16 protein-coding genes are annotated in these 17,945 nt (G+C 71.1%); 12 read left to right on the forward strand and 4 right to left on the reverse strand.

The window, feature by feature from the left end; all coding sequences use genetic code 11:
- Window positions 1–420 precede the first annotated feature (420 nt).
- The 9 genes from OO67_RS40530 to OO67_RS24645 all read left to right on the forward strand — a co-directional run bounded on the left by OO67_RS40530 (window position 421) and on the right by OO67_RS24645 (window position 12,430).
- A complete protein-coding gene (locus tag OO67_RS40530; RefSeq protein ID WP_279626909.1) occupies window positions 421–549 on the forward strand; it encodes a hypothetical protein in 129 nt (42 codons plus the stop codon).
- 988 nt (window positions 550–1,537) lie between these two features.
- Window positions 1,538–4,390: an NUDIX domain-containing protein gene (locus tag OO67_RS40675; RefSeq protein WP_341864653.1), complete on the forward strand. Its 2,853-nt coding sequence runs from the start codon at window positions 1,538–1,540 to the stop codon at window positions 4,388–4,390.
- Window positions 4,391–4,537: 147 nt separating this feature from the next.
- Window positions 4,538–5,788 carry a protein-L-isoaspartate O-methyltransferase family protein gene (locus tag OO67_RS24620; protein WP_244300313.1) on the forward strand — a complete coding sequence of 417 codons (1,251 nt, stop codon included), beginning with the start codon at window positions 4,538–4,540 and terminating at the stop codon, window positions 5,786–5,788.
- Window positions 5,785–6,597, forward strand: a complete 813-nt coding sequence (locus OO67_RS24625; protein ID WP_051709779.1) for a class I SAM-dependent methyltransferase — start codon at window positions 5,785–5,787, stop codon at window positions 6,595–6,597. The genes OO67_RS24620 and OO67_RS24625 overlap by 4 nt, the downstream gene beginning before the upstream one ends.
- 74 nt (window positions 6,598–6,671) lie before the next feature.
- Window positions 6,672–7,121 carry an NUDIX domain-containing protein gene (locus OO67_RS40065; RefSeq protein ID WP_244300316.1) on the forward strand — a complete coding sequence of 150 codons (450 nt, stop codon included), beginning with the start codon at window positions 6,672–6,674 and terminating at the stop codon, window positions 7,119–7,121.
- The gene (locus tag OO67_RS24630; protein WP_244300317.1) at window positions 7,003–7,974 is read left to right on the forward strand and encodes a phosphotransferase; all 972 of its coding nucleotides are present in this window, start codon (window positions 7,003–7,005) and stop codon (window positions 7,972–7,974) included. Before OO67_RS40065 ends, OO67_RS24630 begins: the two co-directional genes overlap by 119 nt.
- Window positions 7,975–8,007: 33 nt before the next feature.
- Window positions 8,008–10,383, forward strand: coding sequence for a methyltransferase, FxLD system (gene fxlM, locus OO67_RS24635; RefSeq protein ID WP_078598240.1), 2,376 nt, complete (start codon window positions 8,008–8,010; stop codon window positions 10,381–10,383).
- 668 nt (window positions 10,384–11,051) lie between these two features.
- Window positions 11,052–11,831: a PIG-L deacetylase family protein gene (locus OO67_RS24640; RefSeq protein WP_051709824.1), complete on the forward strand. Its 780-nt coding sequence runs from the start codon at window positions 11,052–11,054 to the stop codon at window positions 11,829–11,831.
- 44 nt (window positions 11,832–11,875) lie between these two features.
- On the forward strand, window positions 11,876–12,430 hold the full coding sequence (locus tag OO67_RS24645; protein WP_033303506.1) for an NUDIX domain-containing protein: 555 nt from the start codon (window positions 11,876–11,878) through the stop codon (window positions 12,428–12,430).
- On the opposite strand, the gene OO67_RS37070 is transcribed toward OO67_RS24645, so the two are convergent.
- Window positions 12,314–12,937 carry a GNAT family N-acetyltransferase gene (locus tag OO67_RS37070; RefSeq protein ID WP_078598242.1) on the reverse strand — a complete coding sequence of 208 codons (624 nt, stop codon included), beginning with the start codon at window positions 12,935–12,937 and terminating at the stop codon, window positions 12,314–12,316. The genes OO67_RS24645 and OO67_RS37070 overlap by 117 nt on opposite strands.
- A 164-nt stretch (window positions 12,938–13,101) precedes the next feature.
- Here OO67_RS37070 and OO67_RS24650 point away from each other — a divergent pair, with 164 nt between their 5' ends.
- On the forward strand, window positions 13,102–13,596 hold the full coding sequence (locus OO67_RS24650) for an HIT family protein (protein WP_033303508.1): 495 nt from the start codon (window positions 13,102–13,104) through the stop codon (window positions 13,594–13,596).
- 16 nt (window positions 13,597–13,612) lie between these two features.
- Here the strand turns inward: OO67_RS24650 and OO67_RS24655 are convergent, their stop codons facing one another.
- Entirely contained in the window at window positions 13,613–14,068 is a 456-nt protein-coding gene (locus tag OO67_RS24655) for a hypothetical protein (RefSeq protein WP_033303510.1), read from the reverse strand.
- Window positions 14,069–14,307: 239 nt separating this feature from the next.
- Here OO67_RS24655 and OO67_RS24660 point away from each other — a divergent pair, with 239 nt between their 5' ends.
- Window positions 14,308–14,661, forward strand: a complete 354-nt coding sequence (locus OO67_RS24660; RefSeq protein ID WP_033303512.1) for a DNA/RNA non-specific endonuclease — start codon at window positions 14,308–14,310, stop codon at window positions 14,659–14,661.
- A 170-nt stretch (window positions 14,662–14,831) separates the two neighbouring features.
- Window positions 14,832–15,908 carry a hypothetical protein gene (locus OO67_RS24665; protein ID WP_033303514.1) on the forward strand — a complete coding sequence of 359 codons (1,077 nt, stop codon included), beginning with the start codon at window positions 14,832–14,834 and terminating at the stop codon, window positions 15,906–15,908.
- A 271-nt stretch (window positions 15,909–16,179) separates the two neighbouring features.
- Here OO67_RS24665 and OO67_RS24670 read toward each other — a convergent pair whose 3' ends face one another.
- Complete coding sequence (locus tag OO67_RS24670) at window positions 16,180–16,827, reverse strand: hypothetical protein (RefSeq protein WP_244300314.1); 648 nt, start codon at window positions 16,825–16,827, stop codon at window positions 16,180–16,182.
- Window positions 16,828–16,992: 165 nt separating this feature from the next.
- Window positions 16,993–17,886 (reverse strand): NADP-dependent oxidoreductase, encoded by an 894-nt coding sequence (locus OO67_RS24675; protein WP_033303516.1) that lies wholly within the window; start codon window positions 17,884–17,886, stop codon window positions 16,993–16,995.
- Between the last annotated feature and the right edge of the window lie 59 nt (window positions 17,887–17,945).

A 17,945-nucleotide genomic window follows, 5' to 3' on the forward strand; every position in this document is an offset into this window, starting at 1 on the left:
GAGCCGGCGGTCTCCCTGCCGCTCCCGGCCGAACACTGGCCTGGGCGACCGAGGCGATCGGCGAAGCCGAGAGATCGCTGGACGAAGTCGTCGGTCGGCCGAGCAGCCACTGGGAGAACCGCACCTTCAGCCCGGAGGAACTCCTGCGCCGCGTGGCCGCCCGACTACGCCGACAAACTGGGCTCGGCGTCATCCCCAACACCAGCGCGATCACCCCCGCCCCCTCGGAGACGTTCTGACCCGCCGCGAACTGATCGAGCTGGTCCCGTACGACAACCGCCTGCTGCACACCGGGCCCTCGGCGAACTGATCGAGCTGGTCCCGTACGACAACCGCCTGCTGCACACCGGGCCCTCGGCGACCGGCCGCAACCGGCCAGTCCAGGACCTGGTCAAGGGCGGTGGCTCCCTCGTCATCGACGTGCCGGCACGACGCGGCCCGCTCCTCACCACCGACTACCTGGCGCAGCAGTGCGCAGCCCCCCGTCCGTACACGACCACGCTGAGCCAAGTCGTTCTGGAGGAGCTCACCACGGGAGACGGACAGTGAGACAGAGCCGACCGGAAACAGCTCACCGACCTTGCGTGCCGACGGCATGCAAAGCGACCGGGCGTCGGCATCTCGGCCGGATCGTTAGCGCCGACGCCGCCAGAATCTACTGGCACAGGCCCGACGCCACTGCCTCCCTCAGCTACGTCCTCACGACCGCAGGGCAAGTCCACGAACGGGTGACACGAAGCGTTCGAGTGCCTCTCCATGCCCGTCGAGCCGCGCTGGAGCGCCGTCCGCCCCTCACTAGAACTTTTGTTCAAGATCTGCCCCGGGTCTGCCCGTTACGGGTCCATCCGAGGGCCGTTGTTAGAGCACTAGTACCCCTCATGCGCCCAGTTGGAGGACTCGGTGAATCCTGTGCCCGCCCTCGTGAATCCTCCCGCCGCATTCGAACATCTCCAGTTCGCCGTCCCGCATCTGGCCCGGCCCCGACGTCGGGTTGACGCCATTCGCAGCTCAGCACGACCGGATACGAGGTGGGGGGCATGAGCGCCGTGTTGATGCCGGTGGCTGGCCGGAGCACTTCACCGACCACCGCTACGGCACCAACTGCCCGATTTCCGCCGACGACATCGGCTGGGGCCTCCTTGTCCGGCGAGGGGATGCCAGCAACGCCTACCTGTGGCGCAGCGGCCAGGTCCGCGGGTACGCCGTCGTGATCTACACCGGCCGGCATGTCGCTGAGCCCACCGAGCTGGACGAGGGGGAGCCGGCCGCGTTCTGGCGCGACGTCCTCGCCCTGGGCCGGGCGGTGGAGGCGCTCTACGAGCCGCTGAAGATGAACTACCTGCTGTCGGGGAACCAGATCCCCGGACGCCCACCGGCACTGCGTTCCGCGACGCGAAGCCGGAACGGACCTGGCGCCGGGCGGCCCGCTGCCCTTTACGGCGCTCGATCTCGGACGGCAGGACGAGGAGCAGCTGCAGGCGGATGCCCGAGCACTGCGCCAGCTGCTCAACCCCACCGGCCGGTCAGGGGTGCGGCGATGAACAGCGCAGAGTCGGACGTGATGGTCGTGGCGGGGATCCTGACGCTGTTCTACCGGATCGTCCCGATCGTGGTCGGCGAAGGTCCTGCGGGGACCGCGACCCGCAACTACGTGGCCCGGGACAGCAACGGAGCCCGGTGGTTCGTGAAGGCCTACCCGACGGGCACTGATCTGGACGCGGAACGCCAGGCGATTGAGCTCGGCCAGTTCGCGAGGCTCGGCCGGATCCCGGTTCCGGTAGTGCGCAAGACCCTGGACGGTGACCTCATCGCGGCCGCCGGCGGCATGGCGGTGTCCGTCGCGGCGTGCATCGAGGACACGGAGACGGCCGAGGGTGGCCTGTCCGGCGACCGTTGGGTCGCGGGTGGCGAGACCGTCGGACGCCTGCACCGGACCCTGGCCCGGCACCCGGCCGGACCTCCGCGTCGCGTGCCCGCCCGGGAAGTCTGCGATGTGAAACGGGCCCGGCAGGGCCTCGACCGACTGATCGCCCTCTTCACCAAGAGGCCGCCCACCTCGGGGTTTCCCGCCTGGGCACGCGAGACCGCCGCCCGGCGGCTCGACGCGCTGCCCGCCGTGGCCGCCTGGGTCAAGGGGCTGCCGACGACGTTGACGGTGCAGACCGTCCACGGCGACCTGGCCTCGCCCGATCTGCTCCTGCGCGGACAGCGGGTCGCGGCATTGATCGACTTCCGGCCGCCCGGTCACCGCAGCCCCGCCTGGGAGCTTGGGCGGATCATCCTGGACCCGCGGACCGTCCTGGCGCAGCCGCAGTGGCCCACCGGCCTCGCTGAAGCTGTCGCTGCCTACCGGGCAGCCAACCCGGCACTGCCGGCCGAAGAACTCCTCGCAGTACCCCGCCTCGCCGCCGGGTACCTGGCGTGCTCGGTGTATCCCCTGTCCGAGGCGGTCGACGACCCGGCCGCCGTCACACCCGAACTCGAGGCGTACGGCCGCAACAGGCAGGCAGCTGTGGGCGAGCTGTGCGAGCGCCTGCCGGAAGCCGAGGAGGTGCTCCATGGCCTCCTCCACGCGTGCGCCCCACCCTGGTCGCCGGCACCTGCCTCCTCCTCGTCCCCCTCATGGTTCTCTACCGCTCCCCGCTGCGCAGTCTGCTGGACATGCCCAGCGCGCCCGCCGTGGCTTCTCCTTCAGCCGAGTCCGTCACACCTCCCACGCCGTCGGGCCCGACCGTCCCCCATCCCGCAGTCGCCGCAGATATGCGGTACGACCGCTCCTCGGAAGGCGGCCCGTGAACACGAACCGGACACGGCCCCCAGCCCGAAGCCGTCATCGACGAGCCAGCCGCCAAGCGCGCCGCTCCCTCCCAGCCCGTACATCCCGTCCTACACGTCCCGAGGTGATCACGTGCCGCCCTCCCGCTCTCACATCCGCGCGACCATCGAGACCTATCTCAGCCGGCATGCCGAAGAACGAGACTCCCTGGAAGGGCTGCTGGCTGTCCTCGACGGCGTTGAGGAGCCGTCCAGCCGCGCCACGCTGCCCGGCCACGTCATCTGCAGCGCCGTGGTCATCGACCGCGACCGCCGGGTGCTCCACATCGGCCATCGGGTGACAGGGCTGCTCCTTTGCCCCGGCGGCCACGTTGAGGCGGGTGACCGTACGCTCCTGGCCGCTGCCGTGCGCGAGGTGTGCGAAGAGGCCGGGCTTCGCCCCGGCGACCTGTCCCTGACCCCGCAGTTCCTGGCCGAGCCGATCGACGTGGACGTGCACGACATCGACGCCAACCCGGCCATGGGCGAGTCAGCTCACCAGCACTTCGATGTCCGCTTCGCGTTCTACCTCACCGCCGGGCAACCGCCTGCGCTCGCTCTGCAGGACGAGGAGGTCGCCGGAGCTGAGTGGCTTCCGTACGCCGACGTGCGCTCCCCGACGCTGCGGGCCAAGCTCCTGGACGCCGAGGCTGACGGCCTCGACGGGCGCCCGGAGCCCGTCAGTGCCAACGCCCTGATCCACGACGGAGCCGGCCGGTACCTCCTTCATCTACGCGATGACCGGAAGGGCATGTGGGAGCCCTGGGTCCTGGCCCTGGTGGGAGGTAAACGGTCGCGGGACGATGCCAGTCTCGAGACGACACTGCGACGTGAGCTTGCCGAGGAGGTGCCGGGTCTGGAGCCCACGGAACTGGTTCCGTTCGCCGTCCAGGAGGCGACGAGCGTCGACGGCCTTGCCGTGCCCATGAGCGTCTACGCCGGGCGCTGGAGCGGGGATGCCGAGGCGGTCGATCTCCGCGAAGGTGTCCTGCTGAAGTGGTTCACCGTCGACACCCTCGACCGGCTCCGGCTCAGCCCCGGACTCGGAGACCTGATCCGCCGCCACGCGGCCGAACATCCCACCGTGGAAGAGCCTCCGGCCGTTGCTCGTCCTCTGCCCGGCGAGGCCCCGGCCGGGACCGTGCTGCACGTTGTCGGCGTCCACCTCCACCTGGAGCACGAGGGCAAGGTGCTGCTGGGGCTGCGGCACCCGGACTCGGCGTACGCGGGCGGATCGTGGCACGCCCTCGCCGGACACCTGGAGGCAGAGGCGGCGACCGCCGGTCTTGCCCGCGAGGCGTTCGAGGAGGCCGGACTGGTCATCGATCCGGCCGACCTCGAGCTCGTCCACACGGTGCACACGGTGGACCGGCGCGGAGCCCCGCCGAGAATCCAGCTCTTCTTCCGCCCCCGCCACTGGGAAGGCACCCCCGAGGAACACGAACCCGACCGGTGTCTCGCCTGGCAGTGGTGGGACGCGAAGGACCTGCCGGAGCCGATCGTCCCCTACACCCGCGTCGCGATCGAGGGCATCCGAGCCGGCCGCCCCTACAGCGAGCTGGGATGGTCCCGGTGAGCGGCTTCGCGGCGATCGGCGCCGCCTACGCTGCCCCTTCGCGCAGCGCGCGCGGCCGCCTGCCGCAGGCGTCTGGGGCCCGCTGCCTGACCGTCATGCCCGTTGCGCCGGCGCCCTGCCATCCGCCGCGTCAGGAAGAGGACGGTCATGTCCGCTGACCTGTCCACCCCGACAGGTGCCCGCCGCGCCGCGATGGTGGAGCGCCTGGAGGCCGACGGCGTGCTGACCGATGTCCGGCTGCGCGAGGCGCTGCAGTCGGTGCCGCTGGAGGTGCTGCTTCCCCACGCTTACCTACGGATGAGCGATCCGGGCGTCGAGCCGATCGAATGGCGCCTGCTCGACGGCGCGCACCCGGACGACCGGGCCGAGTGGCTCGACCTGATCCACAGCGGTGAGTCGGTCCTGCTCCAGCGCGACGGGGAGCAGCTCGACTCGCTCGTACGCGGGCCGGTGACCGGCGGGCACATGACGTCGATGTCGACCTACGGCCAGGCCACCGTCGAAGCGCTCCAGACGTTGCAACTGGCGCCTGGGCAGCGGTACCTGGAGCTCGGCCCGGGCCCGGGAGTCTCCCTCGCGCTCGCCGCTGCCGTCACCGGCCCCCGCCTCGCCGTCGGCGTCGAACGGGACGGTCGCATGGCCGCCTTCGCCCAGCACAACCTCGGCCGGCTCGGTCTGGGTGCGACGGTCGTGGAGGGCGACGCTCTTGACGGGCACCCGGCGGGAGGAGTGTTCGACCGGATTCACTCCGGCATCGGCGTGCCCTGCGTCCCGCAGGCGTGGGTGGAGCAGCTCGCGCCAGGTGGGCGGCTGCTGACGACGCTCACCACGCGCACCCCGAGTTGGCCCGGACAGCTCCTGGCCACCCGTACCCGGGCCTGCGAGATCGAGGCAGTGCTGCGAGGGCGGCCGCGCGGATACCGGCCCATGCTCGGCTACCGGTGGCTTGACGTGGTGCCGATGCGGCCCCGGATCAAGGCCGAGCCCGGCGCACCGCGCCCGACCCGGCTCGCGCCTCCGCCGGACGACGCGTACGGCTTCTGGGTTGCGGCCGCATATCTGGCGCCCGGGCTCGTCCGCGACTATCAGGCCGAGACGATGACGATCGCCGTCCCCGACGAGGACTCCTGGGCGGTCGCCGGGCCCGGCGAGGACACCGTCCGCGTCCACGGGCCCCGGGACGTGTGGGCCGAGCTCGAGGACGTGTACGCCCGCTGGGTCTTGGCCGGACGGCCCGACAGGTACCGGGTAACCGTGCCGGAAGGTGGCGGGCCGCAGCACGTCGCCTCCGGCACCGGCCTGCGCGCCCTGAACTGGGTGCTGCCTTCGCTCGCGCCGGTGCCCCACCAACCCGCCACCCCCTGCCCGACCGAGCACTACACGGAGAAAGCCCTGTGAGCCTCTTCCACGCCACGGCGGACGTCTACAGTCGGCACCGCCCCGGCCTCCCCGACGAAGTCGTCCACCTGCTCGCCGGCACCGTCCACGGCATCCGTCGCCCGGCTCTGCTCGATCTGGGAACCGGAACGGGCCAAGTGCCGGCCGCCCTGCTGCCTGTCCTGCCGCAGCTTGCCCGCCTGGACCTGGTGGATACCGACCGGGACTTGCTCCACCAGGCCGATCTCACCCTCCGCCCTCTTCTCACCGGCCGGGCCGCCGCCGTCCATCCCGTCCGGGCCGAGGAGTTCACCGCGCCCGAGCCCGGATACCGGGCAGATCTGGTCACCTGCGCGCGAGCCTTCCACTGGATGGACCGCCCGGCCGTCCTGGCCATGACCGACCGCGTCACCGCCTCCGGCGCCACCCTCGCGATCATGGGCGACGGCAGCCTCTGGACCCACCCGGCGCCGTGGACCGTCGCGCTGCGAGAGCTGATCCAGTCCTACCTCGGCACCGAACGCCGCGCCGGAACCACCGGGGCCTACGCGGAGCCGGGCCGCCGGTACGAAGACGACCTGGCCGAGTCCCCGTTCAGCGACGTCGAAGAGCACCATTTCCCGCTCCGCCGCGTGTGGACCCCGGACAAGGTGATCGGCTACCTGCGCAGCACCAGCTTCGCCCGCCCCGACCTCTTCGGCGAGCGGCATCCCCGGTTCGAGACCGAGGCCCGGGCCCTGTTGGAACAGCACGCGGCGGCGAAGGACGGGCTCGTCGAGGACGGAGTGTTCGATGTCCTGCTCGCCCGCCGACCGGAAGGTGCCCGGTGAGCGGCGGCGAGCGGCACACAGTGCCGGTGGACGTGCACTTGATCGCCGTCCGCGAGGGCGAGAAAGGGCCGGAGGTGCTGCTGTCGAGGCGGGCCGGCACCGTCCACGCCACGGGGCACTGGCACTTCCCCTCCGGCCACGTCGACGGCCCTTTCGAAGACGTCGTCACCGCGCTCGTGCGCGAGACGAACGAGGAGACCGGCCTGGTGGTGGATCCGGACGACGTACGCGCCGCGGTCACCGTCCACCACCGGGCGCCGGCCGGGAGCGCGGGTCGGTTTCTTCTTCGAGGTCCGCCGCTGGTCCGGGACGCCGGACGTCAGGGAGCCCAAGGTGTGCGACGCCATGGGCTGGTTTGCGTTCGACGCTCTGCCGGAGCCGATGGTCGCCTACTGCCGCGCGGGGCTGGAGGCCTATCGGGCTGGCGTTCCCGTGGCGCTGCACTTCCAGGAGCCGGGCGATCCGATCGGGCACGACCCGGCTGTCGACCGGATCCGCCTTGTGCCCGCCCCGGGCCCCGATGAGCCGCATCCTGGACGTGACGTGCGGGAGTTCGCCGAGCGGGCGGTCGGCCGGATCACCGCCTGGACGGACGTGTCCTGGGCACGTGAGGAGAGCCGCGTATGGCGGGCGCGCGGCGCCGAGGGCGGCACCTGGTACGTCAAGATCCACCAGAGCGACCGCTTCCACCAGCGTGAAGTGGCCGCGCTCCGTGGCTGGGTGCCCGGCATCGGTCCGGCGGCGCCCCGCCTGGTGGCGGCCGACGCGCAGTTGCGGGCCGTGGTGCTCACCGCGGTGGGTGGCCGGTCTTTGCACGGCGCCACGTACGCGTCCGAGCAGCAGCGCCACGTCTTCCACCGCATCGGGCAGCTCGCGGCCGCCATCCACACCAGCGCCCCACCGCGCCCGGCCGCCAGCACCCTGCCCCAGGGGAAGCTGGAGCGTCACCTGAACGGTGCCCGGCCTCACCTCGCGGCCGGGGACGAAGAGTTCATCCGCACCACCGCTGAGAAGGCCGTCGGCCTGCCCGCCCCGGATGTGGTGCCCACACACGGTGACTTCCAGTACCGCAATCTGCGCTGGGACGAGGCCGCCGATGTCCTTTACGTGATCGATTTCGAGCGGTCAGAGGAGGGCCCGGCGATTAGGGACTTCGTGAGGCTGTCCGATGCCTGGCACGGCCGCCCTGACCTCCTGGCCGCCGTAACGGATGGCTACGGTCGCCCCTTCACCCCGGACGAAGAGGCCCAGCTCACGGTCCTGTCCGTCCTGGATGCCGTTTCCGGCATCTCCTACGGCGCCGCCCACGACGATCCCGAGCTCGTCGAGCGCGGTCGGCGCACCCTGGCCAGGCTCCGCGCCGCACAACGCCCCTGAACACCACCACGCCTACGTACGAGGAGCAGCACGTTGACGTACACCGCCCGCGACGAGTGGGAGCAGCACTTCAGCGACGGCCGGGGGTTCCGGCAGGTCGGTGAGCGGGAGCGGGAGCTCCTCGCCGAGCACACCTCCGCCCCGGATGGCGGCGGCCGCGCGCTCGACGTGGGCTGCGGCACCGGCGAGCTGGCCGCCTACCTCGCGTCACTCGGCTACACCGTGGACGCGTGCGACTTCACGGACAGCGCGCTCGCACGGGCCCGCGAAGAGCACGCCGACGTCGAGGGTGTGCGCTGGCTGCAGCTGGACATCGAGCTCGACGACCCTGCCCCGCTGCATGAAGAGGGGTATGACCTGATCACGCTCCGCCTGATGTACCCGTTCGTGCAGGACAGGGGGCGCGTTCTTCACGGGCTGGGTGAGCGGCTGCGGGACGGCGGCGCTCTCGTCATCATCACCCCGGTGGCGCAGACCACGCCCGAGGAGCGGCGCGGCATCGCCTTGGACGAGGACGAGATCGCCGTGCTCGCCGCCGGATGGGAAACGGTGGAACGGCTGGACGCGGACGGCCTGGCCGTTCTGGTCCTGCGCGGCCCTTGCCACGCCGACACGAGGGCCGTCGAGACGCGGCCGGCCACCGGCCATGCCCTGACCGGTGCCCTCGCGGTCGTCACCGACGACGCCGGCCGGGTCCTGCTCGGCCGGTCCCGCCGCGGCATGCTCGAACTGCCCGGCGGCAAGACCTGCGGCCCGGAGGGCTTCGCCGCCGCGGCGGTCCGCGAGCTCGCCGAGGAGACGGGCCTGGTCGCCGGCCCGGCGGATGCGTATGTGGTGACAATGGTGGTCGACGATAGCCACGGCATCCCGCGGCTCACGGCCGTCGTCCGCATCACTGCGTGGACGGGAACCCTGACCAACGTGGAGGCGGACAAGTTCGACCGCTGGGAGTTCTTCGACCTGCACGCTCTCGCCTGTGTCGGGGACGTCTTCGTCCCTGCCGCACGCGCGATCGACAGCGTGTGGCCCGGCGTCATCCCGGATCTGCCGCCTGTGGTCTCCTACCCGCTCGCCACCGATCGGCCGCCCGTGCCGGGCGAGCCGGGTGAGGCCGCCCGGCTGCGACAGGCGATGGCCCAGACGGTCGCCGACGGAGGCTGGGCCCGGTCCGAGCCCGTCCGCGACGCGCTGCGCACGGTGCCCCGCCATCGTTTCGCCCCGGAAGTGAACCTGGCGGCCGCGTACGACGGCGGCGACCGGGCCGTCATCACCCGACGCGACGAGACCGGGACAGCCATCAGCTCGGTGTCCGCGGCCTGGCTCCAGGCCGACATGCTCGAGAGCCTGCGTCTTCGGCCGGGCGCGATCGTGTTCGAGGCGGGATCCGGGGGCTACAACGCCGAGCTGATCGCCCACGCCACCGGGCCCGACGGGCGCGTGGTGAGCGTCGACATCGACCCGTGGGTCGTACGCCGCACCCGCGCCTTCCTCACGGAGGCCGGCAGCGGACGCGTCACAGCCGTCGAAGCCGACGCCCCACTCGGCGCGCCCGCCCACCTCGCGCCGCGCGGCGGCTTCGACGGCAGCATGATCACCTACAACTGCTGGGATGTCTCCCCGGCCTGGCGCGAGCAGTTGGCAGAAGGCGGGCGCCTGGTCCTGCCGCTGGAGATGGGCGGCTACACCCGGGCGATCGCGTTCGAGCGGCGCGGCGAGGTGTTGCACGCCCGCCGCTTCACCTACTGCGGTTTTGTCCGCGACCAGGGGCAGCAGGCCCGCCCGGCCCCGGTCGTGCCCTTGCTCGACGGAGTGCTGACACTGCGTTTCGACGACGGTGCCGCCGCGCGCACGGAGGGCTTGGAGGAGGCGCTGCGCGGACGGCGGCACGAGGTCGCGACCGGCGTGACCATGAGGGCGGCGAACTCCTACTACGGCTCCCTGCAGCTGTACGCGGCCACCACCCTGCCTGCCTTCTGCCGCCTGGTTGCCCGCCAGGCCCCGGAGGAGGGGGTGACCGCCATCGCGAAGGACCGCGACGCCCCAGCGATCGTCGGCGAGGCCTCGCTCGCCTACCTGATCCACGTCCAGACCAAGGACAGCGACCGCCCGGAACACAGGGAGTGGGAGTGGGTCGCCCATGCCTTCGGCGAGCAGGGGCCCGAGCTCGCCGAGCGGCTGGTGGCCACAGTCCGGGCCTGGGACCGCCACATCCGCGCCGATGACAACGACCGGCACGCCGATCCCGTCCTGACGGCCCACCCGGCCGGCACGCCCGATGACGCGTTGCCCGCTGGCGACGTCCTGGACAAGCTGCACAGCCGTTTGGTGTTCCGGTGGCCGGGGCGTGACGCGGTGCTGCCCGGTCCCGTTGAGCGTCCTGTGGCCGACGTCGTGGCCGAGGGGGTGTGATGGCGGACGGGCCGTGCGACAGGCGGTGTTCGTCGCCCCGGCGGAGCGCGACGAGCTCGATCGGATGCGTGGCGCGCACGCGGCCGCAGCGGAGCAGTTCCGGGTGTCCGCCTCGGGGCACCGAGTACGTGTCCGTCCAGCCGGCCACCAGCGGCACTCCCGCGCTCGACCAAAACATCGCTCTGCCCGACGCGTGGTGGTCGGAGCTGAAGTCCGCGCTCGGGACGCTCGCGACGGTGCCCACCGACCGGGAATCCGTACGGCAGAACTGGGTCGACCGGAACTTCCGTCGCTCCCTCGGCATGGACCCCGTCCTGATCCGTGAGACCACGACCGGGCACGCCGACCTGCACTGGGCGAACCTCACCCGAGCGCCCCTGGTCATCTTGGACTGGGAGAACTGGGGTCGCCTGCCCGTCGGTTACGACCTGGGTCTGCTCCACGCGTACTCGCTTGCCGTGCCGGCGACCGCCGCCCGGATCCGCCGCGAGTTCGCCCATGTCCTGGACACCGACGCAGGCCGGATCGGCGAGCTCGTCGCGCTGGCCCAGCTCCTCCAGGCCTGCTCCCGAGGCGTCCACCCCACCTTCGCCCCGCTCATCGCCCGCTGGGCGCAAGAGCTCACCCACACTCCCGTGCCCCCCGCCCTGACCGGCCCGGAGGCCTTCGTGACGCAACCGACCGCCGCTCCGTCCCTGCTCGGAGTGTTCGCCCACCCGGACGACGAATCCCTCCTCGCCGGCGGCGTGCTCGCCCAGCACGCCGCCGGCGGCGCCCGCACCGCGGTCGTCACCGCCACCTGGACGGCCGGCAGCCACCGAGCCGCCGAACTCGCCGATGCCCTGAACGTCTTGTGTGTTGGGGCCCCGCGGCTGCTCGGCTACGCCGATGCCCGCAACCCCGCCTCGGCACCCGACGGCGCCGTGCGCCTGGTCGACGCGCCCCTCGACGAAGCCGTCGGCCGCCTGGTCGCACACATCCGTGAGGTCCGGCCCGACATCGTCGTCGGACACGATGCCCTGGGCCAGCTCACGGGGCACCCTGACCACCGGCGTGCCCACCAGATCACACTCCTCGCCGTCGAGGCCGCAGGCCTGCCGCACCTGTATCCCGATGCCGGCGAGCCCTGGCAGCCGACGGCCCTGTACGCGGCCACGCACTCGGAATCAGGTGTGGGCCGGCTCGGCCCACTACTTCAAAGCGTCGGGAAGACCCTCCTTACGGTGCCGGACGCGTACGTGACCACGACCGTCGACGTTTCACCGTGGGCCGCGGTGAAGATGGCGGCGATCCTCGCGCACCGCAGCGAAGCCGCCCGCGAGCGGCCCCTGCCCGGCCTGCTCGCCCGCTTGCCCGAAGCAGAACGCGACGAGATCATCCGCACCGAGTCCTTCACCCGGCTCACCCCCGGCCCCGCGCCGGGTCACCCTCACCGGCTCGTCGCCTGACCGACCGCTGTCCACATGGTTCCGTCCGCACGATCGGAGACGAGATGACCGCCACGCCCGCCCCTGACGCACCGCCCAGCACGATGATGACCGACGAGGAGTACGGGGTCCTACGCGCCTCGGCCGCTCTGTGGGCCGGTACGTCCGTGCTGATCACCGACCAGCGCAGCCGGGTCCTGATCCAGCGCGTCGACTACCGCACGACCTGCCTCCTGCCGGGCGGCGCCGTCGATGCGAACGAGTCCCCGGCCAAGGGCGCCGCGCGGGAACTGCGCGAGGAACTCGGCGTCACCACGACCGTCGACCGCGGACTCGCCGTGGACTGGGTCAGCGCCGACAGCCTCAACGCGCCCGCCGGCACGCGTTTCCCCGGCGAGATCCTGCACGTCCACGACGGCGGAACGTGGGACAACGAGCAGATCGCCGCCATCCGGCTGCCCGACCGCGAGATCAAGTCCGTCGAGTTCGTCGAACCCGCCCGCCTACCGGACCTGATGTCCCCCGGCGACGCCCGCCGGGCCCTCTCCGCCCTGCGCGCCCGCATCAACTCCGCCGGGCCCGCGCTGCTGGAGAACGACCTCCCGATCGCCCCCACATGAGCTGCTGCCGAGGCGCTTGGTCATGGCCCGGTTGACTCGGGGGTCGCGTCCGGCGACGTAGGAGGGGCAGGGCAGGTATCCGGTGCGGTGGTAGAGGGCCAGTGCAGCGGCGTTGCGCCGCCCGGTCTCCAGCATGATCCGCGTGGCGCCGCGGCTGGCGGCGTGCTGTTCGAGGTTGCCGAGGAGGTGCCGGCCGGTTCCCTGGCCGCGGGCGCCGATGGAGACATACATGCGTTTTACCTCCCCGGTGTGCTCGTCGAGGAAGCGTACGCCCCCACATCCGATCGCCTCCTGGCCGAGGTGGGCGACGAGGAACAGCCCTGGCGGGTCGAAGTCCGTCTCGGGTGTGGCGTCCGGGTCGTCGGCGAACCCATAGAGGCCGAGTTGCTCGGCGCGCAGGGCCTGCGTGAGGCGGCGGGCGTCCGGGTGGTTGTAGGGCACGGCAGTGACGGAAGGCGTCGGGCGTATCCAGGCTGGGGCGCCGGGGGCGGTGGGCACGGACGTCATGCAACAGATCGTGCCCTGTCGACGTTCTATGGCCGCACGGGCGAAGGGTTCTCGACGCGCGTGTCTTCCGACAGCGGCCGGGCACACGGTGTCCACTACGGGGAGTGGTTCCTGCGGCCGGCCGTTGTGCTGTGGGGAGATCCCCGCTCTGGTGGAGGTGTGCCATGTCGTCCGGGGGCCGCAAGCTGTTCGATCTGGAAGCTTACGAGGCAAGGGCCCGTCTCGGGCCCTGCTTCGTCTGCGCGTTCTTGAAGGGAGAACCCGGCTACGAGCACGAGCTGGTCTATGAGGACGCGGACCATGTGGCGTTCCTGGACCGGTGGCCGACGCTGCCGGGCAAGGTTCTCGTCGCGCCCAGGGAGCATGTGGAGGATGTGGTCAGCGGGTTCTCGGACGACGGTTTCATGCGGATGATGCAGGCCGTACGCCGTGTGGCGCTCGCGGTCGAGGAGGTGCTGGCGCCGGAGCGGGTGTATCTGTTGTCCTTGGGGTCCCGGCTGGGAAATCCGCATGTGCACTGGCATGTCGCTGCCCTGCCGCCTGGGACCCCGTACGAGCAGCAGCAGTTTCATGCGCTGATGACGGAGCATGGGGTGGCCGATGTGGCGCAGGCCGAGACCGCGAGGATCGCGGCGGAGTTGCGGCGGCGTCTGGTCTGACGTGCGGTGTTCCGGGTCAGCAGCCCTGTCGGCGGGCGGTGATGGCGCTCTGGGCTGCGAATGCGGCGGTGAGGTTGCGGGCGGAGTCGCTGGCGGTCGCGATGCGAACGGCGTCGGCGGCGTGACGGGCCGCTTGGTCGAGGTCACCGTTGGCGAGGTAGATGCGGGCGCTGGCGGTGATGACCTCGGCGGAGCCGCGGTGTGCCCCTCTTGGCCAGTCGGCTCGGGCCTCTACGAGGGCTTTGATTCCGTCGCTGATGTACTGGGGTCGTTTTGTGGCGAGGCGGACGAAGGTGTGGCCGGCCCACTTGCCGATCTCCATGGGGCTGATGTAGCCGATGTTGGTTGGGGTCTCGCCGTCGTCGCTGTGGCCAAGGATCCGCCACGCCTCGTTGAGGGCGGCTGAGGCGTTGCGCGCGTCATCGAGGCCGGCGTGGTGGTGGGCGCCGACGGCGTGGAGCCAGCATCGCACTGCGAGGTGGATGCGTGTCCCGCCGCGGGCACCGGACGTGGTCGGCGAGGTCGGCCGCGCGTTTGAGGTAGCCCTGGTCTGCTGCGATCCGGCTCATCTGTCCGCGGAGGTTGGCCCACTAGGAGAGGTCGCCGGCTTCCAGGCGGCATCGGCGGCTTGCTGGTGACACTGGATGGCGGCCTCGGCCATGCCGAGATCGTAGGTCAGGAAGCCGGCGAACCCCCCGGTGTCGGAGGACAGTGCGCCAGTTCCTTGCGTTCGACGGGAGTGTGCGGGGATCTCGCCAGTCGTCGAGGACCCATCTGGGGCGGCCGACCGGCGTCTATGCCTGTCTGCGCCCCGAGCTCGTAGACGCGGACAAGGGGACGTCGGCGGGCAAGCTCAAACCACCGGGCTGGCGTGGTGACGGCAAGGCTTTCAACGAAGCCCGCGGCCACCTCCTCGCCGCACATTTGGGTGGTGCCGGCACAGGTCCCCTGGCGTGGCACAACCTCGTCACCGAGACCCAGACCCCCACGAACTCACCCGACCAGCGCGACCAGGTGGAGGTGAAGATCTTCAAGCAGGTGTGCAAGCATCAAGAAGTCGTCTAGTACCACATCAAACCAATCTATGAAGGGGCCAACCCGATACCGATCAGGCTGGAGTTCACGGCCTTCGGGAACAGGGGTTACACCCTCACGCACAGCCTGGACAACCCCGCCGCCGGTGTCCGGACCGCTGTGTAACATCGCCGCCGACTGAACTTGGAAGAGGCCCCCTCATGACCCGCACCACCCCGCCACGTCCCCTCGACGTGGAAGCGGTGTTCCCTGCCCTGGCAGCCCACCGGCGCACAACCACCCGGCTGCACCCACGTCATGGCTGTCCCGGGACGCAGGACAGTTCGGTGGCGGGCCCTTTGCTCTGGCCGGCCGATGAACCGTGGCCGGTGTGCACGGCCGTCCACCCGAAGGGCACGGGCCACCTGCTCTCCGACGTGCGGCTGAGCCGCAGGATTCTGGAGGACTCCCGCGGGCGGGAGCAGACCGAGGAGGAACGGCGCCTGCTCGAGGGCATGAGCGAGGGCAACCACATCCCGGAACTTCGGGACGACGCCCCGCTGCCGATGCTGGCCGTTGCCCAGCTGTACGCACGAGAGATCCCGGATCTCGTGGGACCCGAGGACCACGACCTGCTGCAGGTCTTCTGGTGCCCGTTCGAGGTACACGGCGCCGACCGCACGATCGACGTCGTACTGAAGTGGCGACGGTCCACCGAGGTCGGCGCCGTACTCATGCCTCAGCCCGAACCGCCGGTGGTCGGCCGCGAGGAATGCGTGCCGAACATGTGCGTCGTACACCCCGAGCGCGTCGTGGAGCACGAGTACCTCGGCCTGCTGGAGGAGGAACTCCAGGAGGAGATCGACGCGTGGGAGGAGGCGCGCCTCGACGAGGACGATGCGGACGAATACAACTCCGCTCCACCAGCAAGCTACGCGACGTATGAGGAGTACGAAGAGGCGATGGCCGTGGCCCAGGCGGAGGAGTCGGAGGAGATCAACTACATGAGCGATCTGTCGATCGCCCCTGGTTGGAAGGTCGGCGGCTTTACTTCTTGGCACCTGACCGACCCCGCTCCGGTCGACTGCGAGGTGTGCGGGGCAGCGATGCCGCCGCTGCTCACCGTGAACATGTGGGAGTGTGACGGGGCCTCACGCAGCTGGCTGCCGATCGAGGACCGGGACGGCCAAGACCCGTACGCGACCAACCCGACCGAGGTCTACCTCGGGCGCGGCCTGATGCGTGTACACACCTGCCCCACCGACGCCGCTCACCCGCACCGGCTCAGCTTCCAGTAAGCGGAGAGCCCCGTCCTTGCCTGCCGGCCGCCGACCCAGTGGTGCCGGAGAAATCCTTCCGGTGCGGTCGATACCACTGTCGACCTGTTCGCCTGCGATCCGCTCGCCATCGGCGGGCAGCAGGTCGCGGTCGGTTCGGCGGAGTGCCGGCGCGGGTCTGGCCGCCTGGGAGCCGGCCGAGGCTCCCGGTGCCGACGGAGTGCTGCACCTCCCGCCGGAATCGTGTGTCGTACTCGCCGACGAATGACGCCGCACCTCCTGCGGGCGGCCGTCAGGTCCTGTCCCGGTCCCACGCGTTCAGCATGCCGTCGAAGGAACGGACCAGGGCCAGTACGGCAGCCCCCGACAGCGGGTCCAGGAACGCTTCCTGGAGGTGCATCTGATTTCCGTGCGCCTTGAACTCCAGGGGCACCCGGCCCCCCTCGCGCCAGATGATGCGGCCCGGTCCACGAGGTACGTCGCCACCGTTGAAAACGGCCGCCACGAAGAAGAACGGCAGCAGGGGCGAGAACAGCCACCACACGCACCACCAGACGATGCGGCCCTTGTATCCCACCGTGTCGGGGGCGCCGGGCCGGCTCACCGTCCACCGGGTACGCAGCCCCTTCCTGAACGCCTTCTCGCGTACGACGGTGCACAGGAGTTCGCCCTGCGCGCCGAGTACCTGATAGACCGCGACGCCCTTCCCGCAGGAAGCGGTCACCACGGTGGCGGCCCGTGCCCCGCGGTTCTCGTCCGCCCACAAGACGATGGAGCGCGCGCCACTGCCCCGGGCCGCGAGATAGGCGGGCACGCCGCCCGGCGGCAGCTCCCGTTCCACATACCCCACGGTCCGGGACGGCCCCGGCTTGACGAAGAGGTCGATCTTGCGGGCGACCGGCTCGGGAGCTACGCCCTCCGGTCGCCTCGGGTGACTCATCGTCAGAATGCTGGCCATCCGGTGTCCCCCTCGTACGGTCCCCGCCGGTGCGAGGAGCGTACGGATCTTACGGCCACGAGGGAGCCTCCGACTCAGGTGGCGGGCAACTCGCCTTTCGGCCACGGGCTTTCACCCTCGCCAAACCGTGCGGCCGGGCTGGACGGCTCAGAGAACCATGACCCGGCGCCCGCGCGAGTGACCGGCCTGGCTGTCGGTGTGCGCCGCCGCGGCCTCGGCGAGCGTGTAGGACCTCTGGACCGGGATGTGGAGCAGCCCCAGCGAGATGAGGCGGGCGGCCTCGGCGAGCGCGTCCGGCACGCTCCCGGCCACGCCGGAGAACCGGACGCCGAGCGCCGGTGCGTCGAGGTCGGCGATGGAGATCACCTTCCGCGGGTCCCCGGTCAGCCCGACGAGCTCGCGGATCACGCCCGAGCCGGCCAGATCGAGCGCCGCGTCGACACGGCCGAGCTGCCGCACCCGCTCGGCCCAGCCGTCGCCATACGTCGTGGCGAGGGCGCCCAGGCTCCGCAGATAGTCCTGGTTGGCGGCCCCTGCGGTGCCTATCACCGCGATGCCGCGGTCGCGGGCGATCTGCAGCACCGCCGATCCGACTCCCCCGGACGCACCACTGACAAGCAGCGTCTGCCCGGGCAGCACGCCGACCTCGCGGATGATGCGCAGCGCGGTCTCGACCACGGACGGGTACCCGGCGGCTTCCTGGAACATCAGCCCTTCGGGCATACGGGCCCAGGCCGACAGGACGGCGAACTCGGCGTAGGTGCTGGAGCCCTCGCCGAACACGTGGTCGCCGGCCTCGACCCCCTCGACGCCCTCGCCGACCTCGTCCACCACCCCGGCGGCGTCCAGCCCGACCCCGGCGGGCAGTTCGAGGGGATGGGCCTTCAGCATCTGCCCCTCACGGACCCTCCAGTCGACGGGGTTCACGCCCGCCGCGCGCACGGCGATGCGTATCCGGCCGGGACCCGCATGGGGCTCCTCGGCATCGATGAGGTGCAGGACGTCGGGGCCGCCGAACTCGGCGAAGCTCACTTTCTTCATGCGGTGGACCGTAGCACTAACGGTTAGCGTTTTGGAACGGTTGTTGTTTCCTAGCTGAT

Origin of the sequence: Streptomyces atroolivaceus (genome assembly GCF_000717025.1) — a bacterium.
Lineage (GTDB): Bacteria > Actinomycetota > Actinomycetes > Streptomycetales > Streptomycetaceae > Streptomyces > Streptomyces atroolivaceus.

What these genes read in the sequence shown, in the direction of transcription:
- OO67_RS24675 (WP_033303516.1), bottom strand. Translation starts at nt 17,886, where the DNA reads ATGAAGAAAGTGAGCTTCGCCGAGTTCGGCGGCCCCGACGTCCTGCAC.
- OO67_RS37070 (WP_078598242.1), bottom strand. Translation starts at nt 12,937, where the DNA reads ATGACGTCCGTGCCCACCGCCCCCGGCGCCCCAGCCTGGATACGCCCG.
- OO67_RS24650 (WP_033303508.1), top strand. Translation starts at nt 13,102, where the DNA reads ATGTCGTCCGGGGGCCGCAAGCTGTTCGATCTGGAAGCTTACGAGGCA.
- OO67_RS24645 (WP_033303506.1), top strand. Translation starts at nt 11,876, where the DNA reads ATGACCGCCACGCCCGCCCCTGACGCACCGCCCAGCACGATGATGACC.
- OO67_RS24620 (WP_244300313.1), top strand. Translation starts at nt 4,538, where the DNA reads ATGTCCGCTGACCTGTCCACCCCGACAGGTGCCCGCCGCGCCGCGATG.
- OO67_RS24670 (WP_244300314.1), bottom strand. Translation starts at nt 16,827, where the DNA reads ATGAGTCACCCGAGGCGACCGGAGGGCGTAGCTCCCGAGCCGGTCGCC.
- OO67_RS24665 (WP_033303514.1), top strand. Translation starts at nt 14,832, where the DNA reads ATGACCCGCACCACCCCGCCACGTCCCCTCGACGTGGAAGCGGTGTTC.
- OO67_RS40675 (WP_341864653.1), top strand. Translation starts at nt 1,538, where the DNA reads ATGAACAGCGCAGAGTCGGACGTGATGGTCGTGGCGGGGATCCTGACG.